A 16,930-nucleotide genomic window follows, 5' to 3' on the forward strand; every position below is an offset into this window, starting at 1 on the left:
TCGATGAAGGATCGTGATATCCTGTGAAACGAACTATCGAGCAGGCGACCGATCGCCGACCCACAATCTACTCAACGGTCGTCAACGCCGCCACTGGCGCGTCAGTGCGCTCGCGGGCGCGGGCCAGCCCCTCGTCGCCGACAGCGATCAACGTGAAGACACCGACGACATCGGCGTCAGCCTGGGCGGCGATATCCAACAGCAACTCCTGGGTTTCCCCCGAGCGGATCAGATCGTCGACGATGAGCACCGATTCACCCGCAGCGAGTCCGGCAGCCGGCAGATAGTAGGTGAGTTCAATCCCCGAGGAGAGTCGCTGGCGGGCTTCGATAAACTCCTCGACGGCAGTCTCCTTGGATTTCTTGGCGTAAGCCAGCCGAGCATCGAAGTATGATGCCATCGCCGCTCCAAGGGTGATGCCGTCGGTCGCGGCGGTCAACACCACGTCCGGGCGCTCGAAGCCGACGCTGGTCGCCGCCACGGGCGCGACGCGGTCGAGAAACGACTGATCGAAGACGACCGCCGAGTTGTCGACGTACCCCTCGTCGTCGACGCTGACCCGAGAGCGGAGTTCCCGTGCGACGGCCTCCCGGCCGATCTCGCCGACGATCGCTTCGGCGCGGTCGACCCCGGGGAGGACGTGGCCGTTGACGTATCGGTTGAGATCGCCTTCCGGTAGTCCAGTTTCCGCAGAAAGCTCCGCGTAGGTGCGATCAGTTTTCAACATCCGCAGGACAGCAACGGCCTGTAGCTGGAGGGCTGCCTTCTCAGCACGGTTCATACCACCGTTTCGAGATTGTGTAAGTATGAATACATCGGTACGGGAACAGCGACACGTATCCAGTGAAGTGGATACCAACAGGGCATTCTGGAGCGGACGAGGGATCGAGAACACCGACTTCACGACTGTCTGTGCTGTGAGAGTTCGCTACTTTTGCAAACAATAGTTTTTGAAATCGAAAAACGTATTTCTATATCCCAAATAGTTAAGTGGGTGGCAGCCGAACAAATAGTTGCTATGAGTACCCAACAGACAGTTCGCCAGCAGTACGACGAGATCGAAGAATCGGAGGCCCTCGGTCTCGACGCCGACAAAGCCGAGCAGATCGTCGACGCGCTGAACACGGATCTCGCCAACGCCTACGTGCTGTATCACCAACTCCACAAACACCACTGGAACGTCGAGGGGGCGGAGTTCCGTGACATCCACGTGTTCCTGCAAGAAGCCTACGAGAATATGGAAGCCGGCGCGGACATGATCGCCGAACGCGCCCAAGCCATCGGCGGTGTCCCAATCGCCGGCCCGGCCAACCAAGAGGAACACGCCACCATCGAGTTCGAAGGTGAGGATGTCCACGATATCCGCACCTCTCTACAGAACGATATGGAGGCGTACGCCACCATCATCGAGGGGATGCGCGACCACATCCAGCTGGCGGCGAACCTCGGCGATCCGACGACTGAGCACATCCTCAAGGAGATCCTCGTCGACATCGAGGAAGACGCCCACCACATCGAGCACTACCTCGAAGACGACACGCTCGTCGACTCAGCGAGCAACTAACGACCGCCGCGGCCACTCGTTTTTTGCCCGAACGCACAGCAACCACAGTCACAACGAAGGCGGACGCGACACACAGTCACGACTACCCGAAAACGCTCAGTCACAACAACCATCCAGTCACGACAACTGCTTACCCGGTCACAAGCTCGCAATACGCACTGACGACAGAAACAGACAGATTATCGCGGGATAGAGACGCTGTAGTCGGTGGCGATCCAGCCGTCAGCATTGCCATCCTCGGTAAACACAGTTCGCTCAGGCGTCGCGTTACAGACCGTCACACGCGGCGTGTCAGCGGCCGCGTCAGGGTCAGTTTCCGGCCCGGTCGTGTCGGTGGTTTCCATACACCGTCTTAGGTAGGCCTAAAGGCATATACGTTTTGGTCGACCTAACATCCCGCCGGCGAACAGCGATCGACAGCAGCGCCAGCGCACGATTGATCAATCCGCTATGGTGGTGGCGATGGAGCCGGGAGTCGAATCTCGATCGTCGTTCCCTGCTGTGTTTTTGGGACACTGATTTCGCCGTCGAGGGTCGTTATGATCCAGTAGGTAAGCCACAGACCGAGCCCCTGGCCGTGAACGAGCGGGTCTTCTTTCCCATCAGCCAACACCTGCCGTTCATCCTCCGGCAGCCCCGGGCCATCATCGGTGATCGTGATCTGAAGTTGGTCGTCGGTTTCGGCGACGGCAAGGTGGATCTCCGGTTGTTCGCCACCGTGGACAGCGGCGTTTTCGAGCAGTTCCCACAGCGGTGTCTCGATCCGTGGCAACGTTGTTGCGATCGCAGACGCTGGGATCTCGGTTGTCACCGACGCCTCGGGATACCGGGTGGTGAGTTGGTCGATCGCCTGCTCTAAGATCGGTGCGAGATCAACCGTTTCCAACTCCGGAGACAGTTCACGGTTGGCCTCAATACGGCGTGCGGACTCAGTAAGATCGAGCAGTCGGTCGGCGGTCTCGACGATCTGTTCGGCCTTCGATGCGTCGTCGCCGTCCAACTCCGTCGCCAACAACTCGGCGTAGCCGTTGATCACGGTGAGCTTGTTGCGGACGTTGTGTCGCAACACGCGGTTAATGACACTGATAAGCCCCTCCCGTTGGCGACGATCACTGGCATCCCGAACCATCACCTGGGCACCGACGATATGTTCCGGCGTTCGCGATTCCGGATCGATACCAGCCTCATAGATTGGGACGGCTCGGATATCAACATACACCGTCCGACCGGAACGCGTTGCGATCGGCAGATCACGCACTTGGATTGATTCGCCGTTTGTGACCTCTGTGAAGTAGTCCTCAGCTAATTCGATCGTCTCATCATCAGTCCCGAGTATCGACATCGGCTCGCCGGTGAGCTCAGCAGGCTCGTATCCAAGAAAGTCCTCGACCGAGGGAGAGACGAATTTGAATCGACCAGCAAGATCGATCCGAAACACGAACGCAAAGCTGGCGGCGATGACCGCCCGATACAACTCGGTTCGTTCATCGAGTTCGCGCTCTCGTTCGATGAGCGTACGTCGCTGTCGTTCGAGATCCGTGACATCAGTGAGGGCTAAGACCTCAACTGTCGAATCGCCGAGAGTCATCGATCGCGGGGAAACAAGATAGTATTCTGTCCCCTCACTGCTGTCACGGGCAACGATCTGTTCGTCGTCGCTTTCGCGGGTGGCGGCGACCGCCGGAAGTACGTCGGCAAGTGATTCGCCGGTCGAATCCGCTAGTTCAGGAAAGGCGGCTTCGGCAGCCGGCGAGTAGTCCTGAATCCGGTCGCGGGTATCGAGGATGATCGCCGCCTCATCGCCTTGGGCGGTTGTCCGAACAGCCAAGAACTGCTCGCCAAAGATGAACAGCGTGCCGATCGCGAAGGCGGCAACGCCGATCGGGGCATAGATGAAGTTGATCAACTGCGGGGTCGCAATCGCAACGAGATCAAGCGTGACAGGAAGAGCGAGCAGCCCCGTCAAGACCCCCAGCGGTTTGGTGTCGTACCCTGACTCGACATACAGTTCGAAGATCATGAACAGGCCGACGGCGGCAAGCACATACGCCAGACTTGTTGAGATCCAGTGGACGATCCCGTGATCGATCGCCAGATAACGGAACGGTGTCGTCACCGGCGTCGTCGTAAAGTAGAGGCCGTGAAGCGGGTTCGTGAGCTTGATTGAGACGATCGTAAGGAAGACAGCCATACCAAGCCGGCGGAGTATCGTATTTTTGTGGAGCGACCGACCGGTGTAGGCGGACGCAAAGTACAGCCACGCCCAGACGGTCGCAAACCCTGAGATGAGGCCGACAATGTAGGTTGCCTCTCGAAGGGGCGCGGGAACAACAAAAAACGCCGTTTTGAGGATCGCCCAGATACCGGTCGTCGCAAGCAGGCCGACCAGCCCATACCGCATCTCAGCATCGTTGAAACTGCGGGCGCGCGGAATCGAGGCAAAACAGGCGAGCCCGCTGAGGAAAAACAGCCCCATGTAGGCAACGCCGGCAGAAGTCGTCCACGGTGCGGTCATTAATACACCACTAATACGTGTCCGAGAAGCATAAAAACCGGGTCAGCGCACCGCCGCGCGACAGTGGCTCGGCGTCGTTCGAACTACCCAAAACTGCTGTATGAGATGGCTATAGTCAGCGATATTCCAGCCAGTCTGCGCATTGTCAACGGCGGCCGAGCGATTCATAGCTGACCAGACAACTTTTGTGAAGCAGATTGCCCACCCCCGGGAGAGAGTGCCACAGTCTTAACAGACCTGCGACCCAACAGGACGTTATGAGTCCACCCGCAGACAGCCCATCTGATCCGCCGGAGCGCGACGAGTTGGCGGCCCAACTTGACGACCTCGAGGCGACGCTCACAGACCTCCGAGGTGAGCTTCGCGACCAAGGTCGCCGCGGGCCACCACAGCCCCCACAACTGAGCGAGTTGCTTCGGTTTACCGAGCAGTATACCATCCCGACACTGATTGCGATCCTTGAGGCGACGATCCGCTCGCTTGAGTTGCTGCGGCGGACGCTCCGGTTGGCTGATCCCGAACGCGCTGCCCGCGAGGAGGGGGCTGCCGCCCGGGGCCGACTTGACGAGGTTGGCAGCGAGGCCGGACGACAGCTTGCCGACGCGTTGACGGAACTTCGCACCGCGCTGTCCGAAGCCGACCTCCCCGAGAACGCCGAGTCTCGTGATCTCATTACTGATGCCCGGGAGCTGACCGGCGAGATCGAACGCCGGCTCAGAGACGCCGAACAAACCGTCAGCGATCACCGCGACAAGGAACGACAGGACGGTCACCGCCAGCCGACCACCGACAGCGATACCGCCGGCGGTGGTGGCGTCCTCATCGACGTGAGTGACGATGGCGCGGACGCAACACGAGAGGAAGACAAGGGCGACGACGCGGACAGCCAACAGTCCACCAGCGACGACGGCCCTGAGGTGGATGTCGACGCCGAACTCGAATCGATCAAAGACGAACTCGATGCGGCCGAACAGGCGATCGACGACGCGGAACGTGAGGAGAAGCCGGACAGCTCGACGGAAGACGATGACACCGACGCGACTTAGTTACTCGATCGGGCGGAAGCGATAGCCGTCCCACGACTGGCTGGCCGGCTCGCGGATGCCAGCCTCGGGATCGCGGAGTTCTTCGGCGTAGACGGGCTCGACCGTGTCACCGATCTCGACGCCGTCGGTCGTCAACTGGCCGATAGCGCGCACCGACTCGCCATCAACGTCGAACTCGACGATAGCGAGGTGGTTCGGCTCGCGGACACCCGGCGGCGTCGCCGTCGAGGTCGTCCACGTGATAACGGTGGCTCGGTACTTGCTAAGGTCGACCGTTCCGACCGGCTCCGCGCCGTCGGGGCCGAGCGGATGCGCCGGATACAGGATCGACCCGTCTGGGTAGCGGGCGGCCTCCATCGGCGGCTGCTCGTCGCTCTCGGCGTCGTGTGGATCCTGGTGCTCGCTCATTGTCCGGCCTCCATGATCGTCGTTATGACACAGTTGCCAAAGCCACCGACGTTGCAGGCAAGCCCAGTCTCGGCCTCGACCTGTCGCGGCCCGGCGGTGCCGGTGAGTTGTTTGTAGATCTCATATACTTGGGCGACACCGCTGGCACCGAGGGGATGGCCCTTTGATTTCAGGCCGCCGGAGGTATTGATCGGCAGTTCGCCGTCACGGTCGGTGACACCCTCCTCGACGGCTTTCCAGCCCTCGCCCTGCTCGAAGAAGCCGAGCCCCTCCGATTGGAGAAACTCAAGAATGGTGAACATGTCGTGGAGTTCGGCCACATCGATATCGTCGGGGCTGAGGCCCGCTTGCTCGTAGGCGATCGCACTTGAGTCGACGACACCATTCATTACTGTTGGATCCTCGCGCTCGTGGACAACGTGGGTGTCGGTCGCGCCGCCGATGCCGGAGATGACGGCGTAGTCGTCGGTGTACTCGCTGGCGACCGACTCGGGACACAGCAGGAGGGCAGCCGAGCCATCAGTGATGGGACAGAAATCGTATAGCCGTAGCGGATCGGCGACGATCGGCGACTCCATGACCGTATCGAGGTCGACCTCCTTTTGGAACTGGGCGTGTGGGTTGTCGACGCCGTTTTTGTGATTTTTCACGGCGACCTTGGCGAGACTTTCGCGTGGGGCGTCGTACTCGTGGAGGTATCGCCGGGCGGTCAGCCCAGCAAAGGAGGGCAGCGTGACGCCGTGTTTGTACTCCGCGGGGTGGGTCAGCGAGGCGATCACGTCGGTCGCCTCGGCGGTGCTGCGGTGGGTCATCTTCTCGCCGCCGATCAGCAGCGTCAGGTCGCTGGCACCGGACGCAACGGACTGCCACGCGCTGTAGACGCCCGCGCCGCCGGAGGAGCTTGTCTGGTCGATTCGGGCCGTGTAGGCCGGCAGCGCGTCGAGATCGTGGGCGACGGCGTTGGCGATGCCGGTCTGGCCCTCGAACTCGCCGCTGGCCATATTCGATACGTAGAGATGCTCAAGGTCGTCGCCGTCGATTTCAGCGTTGGCCAAGCAGTCCTGGCCGGCCTCCGCGAGTAGCTCGCGGATCCAGCCCTCGCGTTGGCCAAACTGGGTCATCGACGCGCCGACGATCGCAACGCGATCCATACCACGTCTCTCACGGCGGGGTAGTTACCGATTTCCCTTCCAACCCATCTCGGGCGATTTAACAGGACGGCCGGCCGAGAACCCGGTATGGAGCCGGATCGCACGCTGCCGTATCTCGGAGCTGTGGCGTCGCTCGTCTTTACCGTGGTCGCCGCCGCGCCGTATGTGCTTATCACCGGACAGACGGAGCTGTTGGGTGCCTACTATGGGGCTGGCCCGTTCGGTCTCACCGGCGGGATCTTTCTGGCCATCCTGGGAGTTGTGATCTTCCTCTCAGGTGTCCGTGGGCAGGCTGATCCGACGCTTGTCGCCGGGATCATGCTCGCGGTTGGGCTGGCTATCTTTGGGCTGACAGCCGCCTGGACGCTGCTGCTTCCGTCGGGAGTCATCTACAGCTTCCCGCCACAGTACGATTGGCTGGAATTCCATCCCTGGGCAACCCTTGTTGCCAGCGGGCTCATCGGCGGGGCTGCGGCGGGATACGCGTTCGTCGTCAACTGAGTTTGGTACTATAGCCGCCCGCTCAGGGGGTGATAACGAGTTTGCCGAGGAAGCTCTCCGCCAGCACCGCACGCTGAGCCTCGGCTGCGCCGTCAAGATCGTACTGCTGAGCGATCTCAATATCCAGGTCGCCCGACGCCAACAGTTGCGCTACATTGCGAAGCGGGTCTCGCAGATCGGGCGTGTTGAACATGCTCATCAACGTCAACTGCAGATCCTTCCCACGGACGGCTGAAGACTGGCTGAAGCCGACCGATTGCTCCTTTTCGCCGATGCCGACGACGCGACAGCCGGTAGCGGCCACGTCGGCATCGAACTGGAGGTACTCGTGCATGCGGTGATCGAGAACCACGTCGACACCGCCGTCGCTGGCGTCAAGGACTGCGTCGGCGAGATCATCGCGGTGGTAGTCGAAGACGTGATCCGCGCCAAGATCGCTAAGCTCGTCGTGATACTGCGGGCTGGCGGTCGTGATCACCTGTGCGCCCGCGGCGGCCGCGATTTGGACGGCTGCATGGCCGACGCCGCCGCTCCCACCGTGGATCAGACACCTGTCGCCGAGCTGGAGGTCAGCGTGGTCGATCAGCGCGCGCCACGCCGTGACGGCGGCGACGCCCGCCGCACCGGCAGCGACGGTGTCGACGCCTTCGGGGAGGGTGACGACTCGGTCGTCGGGGATCGCCGCGTACTCGGCGTACCCGCCGTAGTGATCCTTGCCGATGCCTGTAGCCATGACCGCGTCGCCCTCGCTGAACCCGGTCACGTCGTCGCCGACGGCAACAACCTCGCCGGCGGCGTCGATGCCGGGGATCATCGGCAGGGTGAACGGCTCGTAAGAGCCCTCTCGAAAGTAGGTGTCGACGGGGTTGACTGCTGCACCGTCGACGGCGATCAGCACCTCATCGGCCGCCGGTTCGGGGCGGTCGAGTTCGTCTACCTGGAGTACGTCGGTGCCACCGTGGCTATGGAATCTGACGGCGCGCATATCTGGGTTGAGGAGTGGGAGTCGAATAAACGCCGCGGCGGGGTCGGGTCGTCAGCAACCTGCCGGATTAGTCGAGGAAGTCGGGTTCTTCGCGTTTTTCGTCGCGCTCGTCGTTGAGGTGGTCGATGAACGTCTCGAGTTCGACATCCTGCTGTTCGCGCTCCTTGCGATCCCGGACTGAGATGGTGCCGGCCTCGGCCTCATCGCTGCCGACGACGAGCATGTACGGAACCCGGTCGTCCTGGGCTTCCCGGATCTTCCGGCCGAGCGTCCAGGAGCGATCCTCGATGTCGACGCGGAAATCGGCGGCTTCGAGGTCGTTTTTCAGGCGGTGAGCGTAGCCGAGTTCGTCGTCGCTGATCGGGAGGATCCGCACCTGTTCGGGTGCGAGCCACAGCGGGAACTTCCCGTCGTAATGCTCGATGAGCACCATGAAGAACCGCTCGAAGCTGCCGTACAGCGCGCGGTGGATCATCACCGGGCGGTGTTCTTCGTTATCCTCGCCGGTGTAGGAGAGATCGAACCGCTCGGGCATGTTGAAATCGAGTTGAACGGTCGGCCCGTCCCACTTGCGCCCGAGCGCGTCGGTAAAGGCGAAATCGATCTTCGGGCCGTAGAACGCGCCGTCGCCGGCCTCCAGTTCGTAATTCATGTTCGCACTTTCGAGGACGCTTTCGAGTTGGGACTCGGCCTTTTCCCAGATCTCGTCGCCGCCGACGGATTTCTCCGGCCGCGTGGCGAGGGCGACCTCGTAGTCGAGGTCGAACGTCTCCAGCACGTCGTTGATCATCGCCATGATATCGTTGACCTCGCTCTCGATCTGTTCGGGCCGAACGAAGAGGTGGCCATCGTCGATGGTGAACGCCCACACGCGGGAGAGCCCCGAGAGTTCGCCGCGTTGCTCCTTGCGGTAGACCTTGCCGTTTTCGGCGTAGCGGACGGGCAGATCGCGGTACGACCAGGAGTTTTGCTCGAAGATCGTCGCGTGGCCCGGGCAGTTCATCGGCTTGAGGCCATACTCCTCGTCGTTCACATCGAGGAGGAACATGTCGTCGACGTAGTTGTCGTAATGCCCCGACTGCTTCCAGAGTTCGGTGCGGAAGAGGTGTGGCGTCTCGACGTACTCGTAGCCGTACTCCTCGTTCATCGACTCGCCGTACTCCTCAAGCTCTTTGAGGATGGTTTTGCCGTTGGGGTGATACAGCGGCAGGCCGGGGCCGGTGACGGTCGGAATCGAGAATAAATCGAGTTCTTGACCGAGTTTGCGGTGGTCGCGCTCTTTGGCCTCCTCGCGCATCGTGAGGAACTCTTCGAGATCGGATTCTTTCTCGAAGGCCGTGCCGTGAACGCGAGTCAGGGTGTCGTTTTCTTCGTCGCCGCGCCAATAGGACGACGAGATGTTGAGCAGTTTGAACGCACCGATCTCGCCGGTTGACTCAACGTGCGGGCCCTGACAGAGATCTTCAAATTCGGCCTGCTCGTAGAAGGAAACCTCCGCCTCGTCGGCTTCGCGGTCGAGGATATCGAGTTTGTACTCGTTGTCGCCCTCGTACTTTGCGACGGCCTCGTCGCGGTCGTAAACGACGCGTTCGATGTCGTAGTCGGCATCGATGATCTCCTGCATCTCATCTTCGATCTCTCGGAGGTCATCCTCGTCGAGGTCGACACCGGTGATATCGTAGTAGAAGCCCTCCTCAGTCCACGGGCCGATGGTGAGTTTGGCGTCGTCGTACAGTCGCAGCAGGGCCTGTGCGAAGACGTGGGCCGCCGAGTGTCGCAACACCGAGAGGTACTCGTCGCTTTGGTCGGTGACGATCTCAACCCGGTCGCCGTCGCTGACGGGGGTTGCTTTGTCGACTAATTCGCCTTCGATCTTGCCGGCGACAGTATCGTCGCCGAGGCCGGGGCCGATCTCGTAGGCCACATCCTCCAGCGTCGCCCCTTCGGGCACGCTCAGTTCGGAGCCGTCCGGCAGGACGACAGCGAGTTCGCTCATGGATTCTGGGAGTCGACAGCCGCGGATAAGTGTTGTTGGATGCGGTCGTGGGGGCACACAAACACGGCGATGTGTTCACACCCGCTGGTAGTGTGCGTCGTCAACCGGGGAGGTCGGGTGATGAAGAACTATTGCGGTTCGACCCATAGTCTGTGCAATGCCAACAATGACCGACCTCGCTGTCATCGGTGCCGGGCCGGGCGGCTACACCGCGGCGATTCGCGGCGCACAGAAGGGCCTCGATGTCGTCCTCGTCGAGCGCGAAACCGTCGGCGGCGTCTGTCTCAACCACGGCTGTATCCCCGCGAAGGCGTTGATCCACGCCGCCGGCTTCCAGAAGGATATCGACCACTGGAACGCCCTCGGCATCGAGACCGGCCCGGTCGATGTCGACTTCGACGCCATCCAAGATTGGAAGGACAGCGTGGTCGACACACTCGACCAGCAGGTGCTCGATAGCCTCGATCACCACGGCGTCGAAGTGATCGAAGGCACCGCTCGGTTCGCGGACTCGAATACACTTCACGTCGACAATGATAGCGGCACCAGCGACGACGAGCCGCAACCGATCACCTTCGAGACGGCGATCATCGCTACCGGCTCCGATCCCATCGAGATCCCCGGCCTCGAATACGACCAGAAAGGCGTCATCTCCTCCCGAGAGATCCTGCAGGTCGATGAGGTGCCCGACGAGATCGTCGTCGTTGGCGGCGGCTACATCGGGATGGAAGCAGTGACGAAATTCTCGAAGTTCGGCGCGCGCGTCAAGATCGTTGAAGCTCTCGACCGCGTGCTCACCCAGTTCGAGCCCGAAATCGTCGATTCGATTCAGGAGACCAGCGAGATGTACGACGACGAGATCTACACCTCGACGCTGGCCCAGGGCGTTGAGTACGACGACGGCCGGCCCGTCCTCGTCGCCGAGCAGGACGACGAGGAAATCCGGCTCTCCGGCGATTACATCGTCGTCGCTGCCGGCCGGGAGCCAACCGCCGCATACGACCGGCTGAGGCTCGATACCACCGACATCGAACACACTGACAACGGCGTCATCGATGTCGACGACCAGCTTCGGACGGCCGACGACAGCATCCTTGCGATCGGCGACGCTGCCGGCCCGCCGTATCTGGCACACGTCGCCGCCCACGAGGGGAAAGTCGCCGCCGCGGTCGCCGCTGGCGAAGAGCGCGCTGTCGACACCGAGTATATGCCGACAGTGATGTACACCGACCCGGAGGTCGCCACCGTCGGCCTATCTGAGGCTGCGGCTACCGAGCAGTACGACGACGTGCTGGTCGGTCGGGTGCCGATGGCAACCTCCGGTCGCGCGCTGACGACCGACAAAACGTCAGGGTATCTCAAGGTGATCGCCGACAGCGACGAACAACTGCTTGGTGTGCGGATCGTCGGGGCACGCGCCTCGGATACGATCGCCGAGGCGACGCTGGCCCTCGAACTGGAGGCCTCGCTCGGCGATATCGTGACCACGATGCACGCCCATCCGACATTCCCGGAGACACTCGTCGAGGCTGCCGAAGCCGCCCGGGATGAAGCAATCCACGCGTACTGAACGCCATACTGTTGGGCACGTTGCCGTGGATGGAAGATGTGTTCGGAACTGACCCACCTGATTACTCACCTGGCACCGAACCGCCGAAAAACACGTCGTATGTGAGCGTCCCACACGAATACGTCGACAGTCGAAACAGGCGGCCGATACCGGCTGCAGCATCAGTCATGATTGATCACATTGAACCGGGGAGACCAGCTCAGACCCCGAAAAACAGGCGTTTGTCTCGTTTGTGTGGGTTCGACGGACGACGTAGCCTACATTTATTATTGTCGAAGCCAAGGGTAAGATATGATCGCAGAGACGGCGTCGCAGATCGCACTTCCGGGCGAACTCGAATCACCCCGAGCAAAGCTTGTGTATCTGTTCCTGTCGATGAACGGCACCGTGACAATCAACGAACTGCAGAATGGCCTCGATATGAAGAAGATCTCCTTGTACAGCGTCCTCAAATGTCTTGAGAAGCAGAACCTGATCTCGAAAAACGGCGACAGCTACGCGTTGGCATAGGTCGTCAGTCGTCGTCGAACTGTCTCGAACAATTCTCGGCAGCTGCATAGATTTTCTTACCGGTGATACACGCCGTAATACCCACACTTAGCCCTGCCAGACTCGCACGTGGTCGGCGGTTCCAGCCCCGACAGCAGCACGGCCCTCGGTGAGTGAGACACCGGTTAGATTCGTCGTCAGCGGGCCATCGAGGTCGAACGACCATGCCGGCGTAATCCCGTCGTCAGTTCGCCGGAGTGCATCGATCGTCCAACGATCGGTCGTCGGCACAAGTAGTTCGGGCTGGCCGTCGCCGTCGAGATCGCCAGCCAGGCCGCCATCGAGATTCCGTGAGCCATAGGTGTGACTCGAATACCCCTCACGCGTGGCGACGACTGAAAGTTCGTCGTCGCGGAGGCGGTAGAACTCGACGGTTCGGTCGACGTGTGGTTTTCTGACGACAGCGAGTTCGCGGGTTCCGTCCGGGGCGAACGATGCAACACAGAGCTGGTGTCGCCAGCCGGAGCCATAGATCGGCCCTGTTGCCACCTCGGATCCACCGGTATCATACACCCGAATCCGCGCACCATCGGTCGAATCAGCGACGGTTGTGACGAGCTCAGTTTCACCGTCGCCATCGAGGTCAGCCACCAGCGGTGACACCCCCTCGAAAACGGTCGGCGCGTCGAGTTCCACAGTTGTTATGACGCCCTCGGCGGCAGTATCGATAACCGCCAGACTGCCAGCCTCGGTTTGATCGCCGAGCGCGCCGTGGCGGTATCGATCCGTCTTCGCCCCGTAGACCGCCAGCCGGCTGTCGTCGACGGCGACAAGCCGGGCGTCAACCGGTGCGGCCACGGCCAGTCGCGTCGGTGACGCATCGCGCCAGAGCACAACGTCGCCGTTGGTAGCGACATAACAGAGCCCGCCATCGATGGGAACTGGATGGGTGTGGTCGGCACAGTCCGCCGGTCGGGCGATGAGTTCGGGCGGCCCAGTCGTGCGGTAGCCAACTGGTGGGAGTTGAATGGTACCGTGGTCGACCACCAGTTCGCTGTCGCCGCCACTGAGACGGTGAGTTGTGGCGACACCGTCGGACGTGACGATCGTCCAATAGCTATCGGTTTTACCGGTAGCGAGTAGCCATGCCGGGCGGCCGTCGACATCGATTTCCACCGGAGACGCGTCAGCGACGTTGCCGGTTCCGGCGAGGAGGCGGTTCCCGCTGGCCTGTAGGTGGGTGTAGGCCGCTGTCGCCGTCGCCGGGCGCGCCGGTGGCGAGCCTGACGGCCCTGATGGAGCGGCTGACTCATCGGTTCCGAGACAGCCGGCTGTGGCTGTCGCTGCCGAGCCGAGTACGCACAGTAGCCGGCGACGTGAGAGCGGCATTGCTGGCTGTTGGTGTAGTAGTCGGAAAAAGCCGTGCCGATTGCTTACCAGCAGCGCAACGACGACTCACTTCGTTCGCAGAATTGAATGGGCTCGCCCGGATTCGAACCGGGGTCACGGGCACCCAAGGCCCGAAGTATGGCCAAGCTAACCCACGAGCCCGCAACCAACGATACCGGGGACGTGGTGTAAAGCGTTTCGTTTGGCTTACCCCACAGTGCAGTCATCACCGACGCCAGGCGCGCTGGCGGCAACCCCCTCGTCACGCAGTTCAGCAGCGAATCCCTCACAGTTGTCGCCGTGGTTGACGAGCACCGTCGCCTCCTCGTAGGCATCGAGAAATGATCGCAACCCATCGCGGTCGGCGTGAGCAGAGAAATCAAAGAGTGCAGTTTGGGCAGCGACCGGCCGAACCCCGCCGTTGAGCTCACATCGGCCCGTCTCAAGCAGTTCTCGCCCGGGCGTCCCCTCGACCTGATAGCCGGTCAGCGAGATCCGGTTGGTCGGGTCGGTTCTAATCTCGGGGATATAGGTCATCGCCGGCCCGCCGGCGAGCATCCCACTGGTGGTGACGATAACGGTATTTTGAGCGGCGATCCGTTTTCGTTGGCCGTCCCGGCCGGTGACTGTGCGCGCGTGGCGGGCGGCGCGATCGAGAGCGTCGGCATCGCGCAGAAAATCAGGGTACCCCCGAAGCATGTCAAGTACCTCGACGCCCATCCCGTCGACGTAGCAGTCGATATCGTGGGCGGCACAGACCATGAGCACCTCCTGTGTGCGCCCGATCCCGAAGGCCGGGACGACGACAGTGCCACCCTCCCACAGCGTCGTCCGCGTCGTCTCCGCGAAGCGAGCTTCGACCGACTCGCGGTTCTCGTGGGACACGTCTGCGTAGGTTGATTCACAGATAACGACATCCGCCGCGGGCCGCGCTGTCGATCCCGACAACAACCTGGTGTCGTCGGTGTGAAAATCCGCAGTGTACAGCAGCCGCGTGTCGCCGTCGTCGACGAGAACGTGCGCGCTGCCGGGGATGTGGCCGGCGTCGTAGAGGGTGATCTCGTGGCCTGCCGCCTCGAAGGACTCGCGGTAGCCGTGTCGACACTCGACTTCCCCGAGGCGGGCGACGTGAGTCTGCGTAAAGGGACACTGCATGGTGCCGCCATGGAGTTTCAGCGTATCGCGGGCAAGAATCCGGGTCAGTGCCGCGGTCGGCGGCGTCCAGTGGATCTCGGGGCGGCGGTCACCCGAGAGCAGCGTCGGCACCGCACCGGCGTGATCGAGGTGGCCGTGGGAGACAACAACGGCTTCGGGCTCGATGTCACCGACAGGGTACTGCATCGGCGTTGCTGTCTGAACCCCGTAATCAAGCAGCAGGCGATCGTTGACGAGGATTGCACTGCGACCAACCTCGCCAGCCCCGCCGAGAAACTGCACGTCCATTAGCAACTGATCGTCGCTGGCGACGCTTTCATCCGTCGATCCGCGGTCGCGTTAGGTGTCGAGTGCTGGATCGCCTGCTTTCGCTTGGACGGTGAAGTGTTGGTAGCCGCCGTAGGCGAGTTCGAGCGCGCCAAGCCACCAGTTCCAGCGGTCGACGAGATCCGCACCGTCGGGGGCATCCTGTAGATTATCGACAATGTCGTCAACGCTGAGCGCGACGCCGCGGTCGGCTTCGGGTTTGCCGACGGCGGCGAGATCGGTTGCCTGGCGGACGACGACGCGGCGGTCGGCCGCTGGGCTATCGAAGGCCTCTCGCAGGGCGTCGTCGAGATGAGTCGCGTCCACAGTTGGTTAACGGGCGCAGTGCATATGAGTCCAGCGGCCGCCCCACGGCTGGTGGAACGCGACCCCTCAGGCGCGGACGTTTTCGCCGTCGACGTCGCCAAACTGCTCATCATCATCGCTGCGGTCACGTCCATCGGCCGGCGTGCGCTCATAGACGACCTGGCCGCGAACCATCGTGAGTTCCGGGAAGACGCCTTGCCGACCTGCAAACGGCGTCCACCCGCATTTGCTGTGCGTGTCGTCGCCGCGGATCGCTCGGGGGTCGTCAGGGTCGACGAGCACGAGGTCGGCGTCGTAGCCGGGGGCGATCCGCCCCTTCGATTCCAGATCGAAGATCTCGGCCGGGTTGTGAGCCACGAGATCGACGACGCGCTCGTAGGTGAACTCTCCTTGGCGAGCCGATTCCAACAGCAGCGGCAGCATCGTCTCGACGCCGGGGACGCCGCTGGGGGCCTCCCACAGGCCAGCATCCTTCTCCTCGCGTGTGTGCGGCGCGTGATCGGTTGCAACGATGTCGACGGTGCCGTCGGCGACGCGTTCAAAGACGGCCTGGCGGCGATCCTCGCTCCGGAGCGGCGGGTTCATGCGGCCGTGGGTGCCGAGCTCGTCGAGATCCGCACGGGAGAGATAGAGATGATGTGGACAGACCTCACAGGTCGCGCCGCCGTCGACGGCGGCATCGATCCCCTCCGGCGTCGACGTATGGGCGATGTGGAGATCTGCACCCGTTTCCTGGCCGACATCGGTCGCATAGTCGACAGCCGCCGCCTCAGCCTCGGCTGTGCGGTAGGTGCTCCAGAGGTCGGCGTTGGCCGCCCGGCCCGGCCCGCCGGCGTCGGCGTCGCGGGCGGCAGTGTGGAAGAGGGTTTCGTCCTCGGCGTGGACGGTGACCGTTACCCCCTCGTCGACGGCGCGGTCGACGGCGTCGGCAAAATCATCGGGAGCGACACCCATGTCGCCGGTCGAATCCGCGAGGAAGACTTCACCGAGCGCGCAGAGTGGGCGGTCGAACAGCGAGTCAGGCTCCCAGTCGCCGGTGACGCCGCCGTTGATCCCATAATCGATACAGGCCTGCTCGGCGGCTGCAGCCTTAGTGTCGAAGCTCTCGCCGGTCGTCGTCGGTGGCGACGTGTTCGGCATGTCGATGACGGTGGTCACGCCACCAGCAGCCGCACTCCGGGTGCCGGTTGTCCACGTTTCCTTGTGTGCGTATCCAGGTTCGCGGAAGTGAACGTGGGCGTCGATTGCGCCCGGCAAAAGCAGGTTGCCGGCGGCGTCGATCACCGACTCGTCGGGAGCTGGATCAAGCTCAGGCTCGACCGCAGCGATCTGTTCGCCGTCGATGCGGCAGTCGACGGTGCGACCATCGACGAGTTCGGCGTTCGTGAGGAGCATGCTGTGGGCTGTGGGTGGCAGGCTCCTAAGTGTCGCGGATGGCGCGGTCGCAATACGGCCGCAGCCGGTAGGGATTTGTGTGCGGAGCCACTCGTTTGGTATACTGTGACACGACACGACGCACGGGCGACCG

Annotated in this window: 16 protein-coding genes and 1 tRNA gene; 5 read left to right on the top strand and 12 right to left on the bottom strand. The window is 62.3% G+C overall.

Translation table 11 applies throughout. The annotated features are described in order from the left end of the window. Positions 1-67 precede the first annotated feature (67 nt). Positions 68-781 carry a phosphoribosyltransferase family protein gene (locus DM826_RS01155; RefSeq protein ID WP_120100451.1) on the bottom strand — a complete coding sequence of 238 codons (714 nt, stop codon included), beginning with the start codon at positions 779-781 and terminating at the stop codon, positions 68-70. Between the two features lie 237 nt (positions 782-1,018). Between DM826_RS01155 and dpsA the strand changes: the two genes are divergently transcribed. Beyond that, positions 1,019-1,564, top strand: coding sequence for a DNA starvation/stationary phase protection protein DpsA (gene dpsA / locus DM826_RS01160; RefSeq protein WP_120100453.1), 546 nt, complete (start codon positions 1,019-1,021; stop codon positions 1,562-1,564). 179 nt (positions 1,565-1,743) lie between these two features. Here the strand turns inward: dpsA and DM826_RS12910 are convergent, their stop codons facing one another. Both DM826_RS12910 and DM826_RS01165 read right to left on the bottom strand, forming a co-directional pair. Beyond that, positions 1,744-1,908: a hypothetical protein gene (locus tag DM826_RS12910; RefSeq protein WP_165853216.1), complete on the bottom strand. Its 165-nt coding sequence runs from the start codon at positions 1,906-1,908 to the stop codon at positions 1,744-1,746. A gap of 104 nt (positions 1,909-2,012) precedes the next feature. Then, entirely contained in the window at positions 2,013-4,079 is a 2,067-nt protein-coding gene (locus DM826_RS01165; protein ID WP_120100456.1) for an ATP-binding protein, read from the bottom strand. Positions 4,080-4,336: 257 nt separating this feature from the next. Between DM826_RS01165 and DM826_RS01170 the strand changes: the two genes are divergently transcribed. Continuing rightward, entirely contained in the window at positions 4,337-5,125 is a 789-nt protein-coding gene (locus tag DM826_RS01170; RefSeq protein WP_120100459.1) for a DUF7547 family protein, read from the top strand. Here DM826_RS01170 and DM826_RS01175 read toward each other — a convergent pair whose 3' ends face one another. Both DM826_RS01175 and DM826_RS01180 read right to left on the bottom strand, forming a co-directional pair. Continuing rightward, the gene (locus DM826_RS01175; RefSeq protein ID WP_120100462.1) at positions 5,126-5,533 is read right to left on the bottom strand and encodes an OB-fold domain-containing protein; all 408 of its coding nucleotides are present in this window, start codon (positions 5,531-5,533) and stop codon (positions 5,126-5,128) included. It abuts the gene before it with no gap. After that, complete coding sequence (locus tag DM826_RS01180; protein ID WP_120100464.1) at positions 5,530-6,684, bottom strand: thiolase family protein; 1,155 nt, start codon at positions 6,682-6,684, stop codon at positions 5,530-5,532. Before DM826_RS01180 ends, DM826_RS01175 begins: the two co-directional genes overlap by 4 nt. Positions 6,685-6,771: 87 nt before the next feature. Between DM826_RS01180 and DM826_RS01185 the strand changes: the two genes are divergently transcribed. Next, positions 6,772-7,185 (top strand): DUF7548 family protein, encoded by a 414-nt coding sequence (locus DM826_RS01185; protein ID WP_120100466.1) that lies wholly within the window; start codon positions 6,772-6,774, stop codon positions 7,183-7,185. Between the two features lie 22 nt (positions 7,186-7,207). Here the strand turns inward: DM826_RS01185 and DM826_RS01190 are convergent, their stop codons facing one another. Both DM826_RS01190 and thrS read right to left on the bottom strand, forming a co-directional pair. After that, positions 7,208-8,170: an NADPH:quinone reductase gene (locus tag DM826_RS01190; RefSeq protein ID WP_120100469.1), complete on the bottom strand. Its 963-nt coding sequence runs from the start codon at positions 8,168-8,170 to the stop codon at positions 7,208-7,210. 67 nt (positions 8,171-8,237) lie between these two features. Then, positions 8,238-10,166, bottom strand: coding sequence for a threonine--tRNA ligase (gene thrS, locus DM826_RS01195; RefSeq protein ID WP_120100471.1), 1,929 nt, complete (start codon positions 10,164-10,166; stop codon positions 8,238-8,240). A gap of 157 nt (positions 10,167-10,323) precedes the next feature. On the opposite strand from thrS, the gene lpdA reads away from it, so the two are divergent. After that, entirely contained in the window at positions 10,324-11,736 is a 1,413-nt protein-coding gene (lpdA, locus tag DM826_RS01200; protein ID WP_120100474.1) for a dihydrolipoyl dehydrogenase, read from the top strand. Positions 11,737-12,027: 291 nt separating this feature from the next. Next, a complete protein-coding gene (locus DM826_RS01205; protein ID WP_120100475.1) occupies positions 12,028-12,246 on the top strand; it encodes a TrmB family transcriptional regulator in 219 nt (72 codons plus the stop codon). An 87-nt stretch (positions 12,247-12,333) separates the two neighbouring features. Here the strand turns inward: DM826_RS01205 and DM826_RS01210 are convergent, their stop codons facing one another. From DM826_RS01210 to DM826_RS01230, 5 genes are all read right to left on the bottom strand, one after another. Next, positions 12,334-13,614 carry a hypothetical protein gene (locus tag DM826_RS01210; protein ID WP_120100478.1) on the bottom strand — a complete coding sequence of 427 codons (1,281 nt, stop codon included), beginning with the start codon at positions 13,612-13,614 and terminating at the stop codon, positions 12,334-12,336. 88 nt (positions 13,615-13,702) lie between these two features. Beyond that, positions 13,703-13,776, bottom strand: a tRNA-Pro gene (locus DM826_RS01215). Positions 13,777-13,821: 45 nt separating this feature from the next. Continuing rightward, a complete protein-coding gene (locus tag DM826_RS01220; RefSeq protein WP_120100480.1) occupies positions 13,822-15,057 on the bottom strand; it encodes an MBL fold metallo-hydrolase in 1,236 nt (411 codons plus the stop codon). A 51-nt stretch (positions 15,058-15,108) separates the two neighbouring features. Next, on the bottom strand, positions 15,109-15,402 hold the full coding sequence (locus DM826_RS01225; protein WP_120100483.1) for a hypothetical protein: 294 nt from the start codon (positions 15,400-15,402) through the stop codon (positions 15,109-15,111). A gap of 66 nt (positions 15,403-15,468) precedes the next feature. Next, positions 15,469-16,797: a dihydroorotase gene (locus tag DM826_RS01230; protein WP_120100485.1), complete on the bottom strand. Its 1,329-nt coding sequence runs from the start codon at positions 16,795-16,797 to the stop codon at positions 15,469-15,471. Positions 16,798-16,930 lie beyond the last annotated feature (133 nt).

This window comes from Halonotius aquaticus, assembly GCF_003605575.1.
GTDB classification, from domain to species: Archaea; Halobacteriota; Halobacteria; order Halobacteriales; family Haloferacaceae; genus Halonotius; species Halonotius aquaticus.

Bases quoted from the DNA above. Each gene is read 5' to 3' on its own strand.
- DM826_RS01190 (WP_120100469.1), bottom strand. From the start codon at position 8,170: ATGCGCGCCGTCAGATTCCATAGCCACGGTGGCACCGACGTACTCCAG.
- lpdA (WP_120100474.1), top strand. From the start codon at position 10,324: ATGCCAACAATGACCGACCTCGCTGTCATCGGTGCCGGGCCGGGCGGC.
- DM826_RS01205 (WP_120100475.1), top strand. From the start codon at position 12,028: ATGATCGCAGAGACGGCGTCGCAGATCGCACTTCCGGGCGAACTCGAA.
- DM826_RS01210 (WP_120100478.1), bottom strand. From the start codon at position 13,614: ATGCCGCTCTCACGTCGCCGGCTACTGTGCGTACTCGGCTCGGCAGCG.
- DM826_RS12910 (WP_165853216.1), bottom strand. From the start codon at position 1,908: ATGGAAACCACCGACACGACCGGGCCGGAAACTGACCCTGACGCGGCC.
- dpsA (WP_120100453.1), top strand. From the start codon at position 1,019: ATGAGTACCCAACAGACAGTTCGCCAGCAGTACGACGAGATCGAAGAA.
- DM826_RS01220 (WP_120100480.1), bottom strand. From the start codon at position 15,057: ATGGACGTGCAGTTTCTCGGCGGGGCTGGCGAGGTTGGTCGCAGTGCA.
- DM826_RS01170 (WP_120100459.1), top strand. From the start codon at position 4,337: ATGAGTCCACCCGCAGACAGCCCATCTGATCCGCCGGAGCGCGACGAG.
- DM826_RS01185 (WP_120100466.1), top strand. From the start codon at position 6,772: ATGGAGCCGGATCGCACGCTGCCGTATCTCGGAGCTGTGGCGTCGCTC.
- DM826_RS01175 (WP_120100462.1), bottom strand. From the start codon at position 5,533: ATGAGCGAGCACCAGGATCCACACGACGCCGAGAGCGACGAGCAGCCG.
- DM826_RS01155 (WP_120100451.1), bottom strand. From the start codon at position 781: ATGAACCGTGCTGAGAAGGCAGCCCTCCAGCTACAGGCCGTTGCTGTC.
- DM826_RS01180 (WP_120100464.1), bottom strand. From the start codon at position 6,684: ATGGATCGCGTTGCGATCGTCGGCGCGTCGATGACCCAGTTTGGCCAA.
- DM826_RS01230 (WP_120100485.1), bottom strand. From the start codon at position 16,797: ATGCTCCTCACGAACGCCGAACTCGTCGATGGTCGCACCGTCGACTGC.
- DM826_RS01165 (WP_120100456.1), bottom strand. From the start codon at position 4,079: ATGACCGCACCGTGGACGACTTCTGCCGGCGTTGCCTACATGGGGCTG.
- thrS (WP_120100471.1), bottom strand. From the start codon at position 10,166: ATGAGCGAACTCGCTGTCGTCCTGCCGGACGGCTCCGAACTGAGCGTG.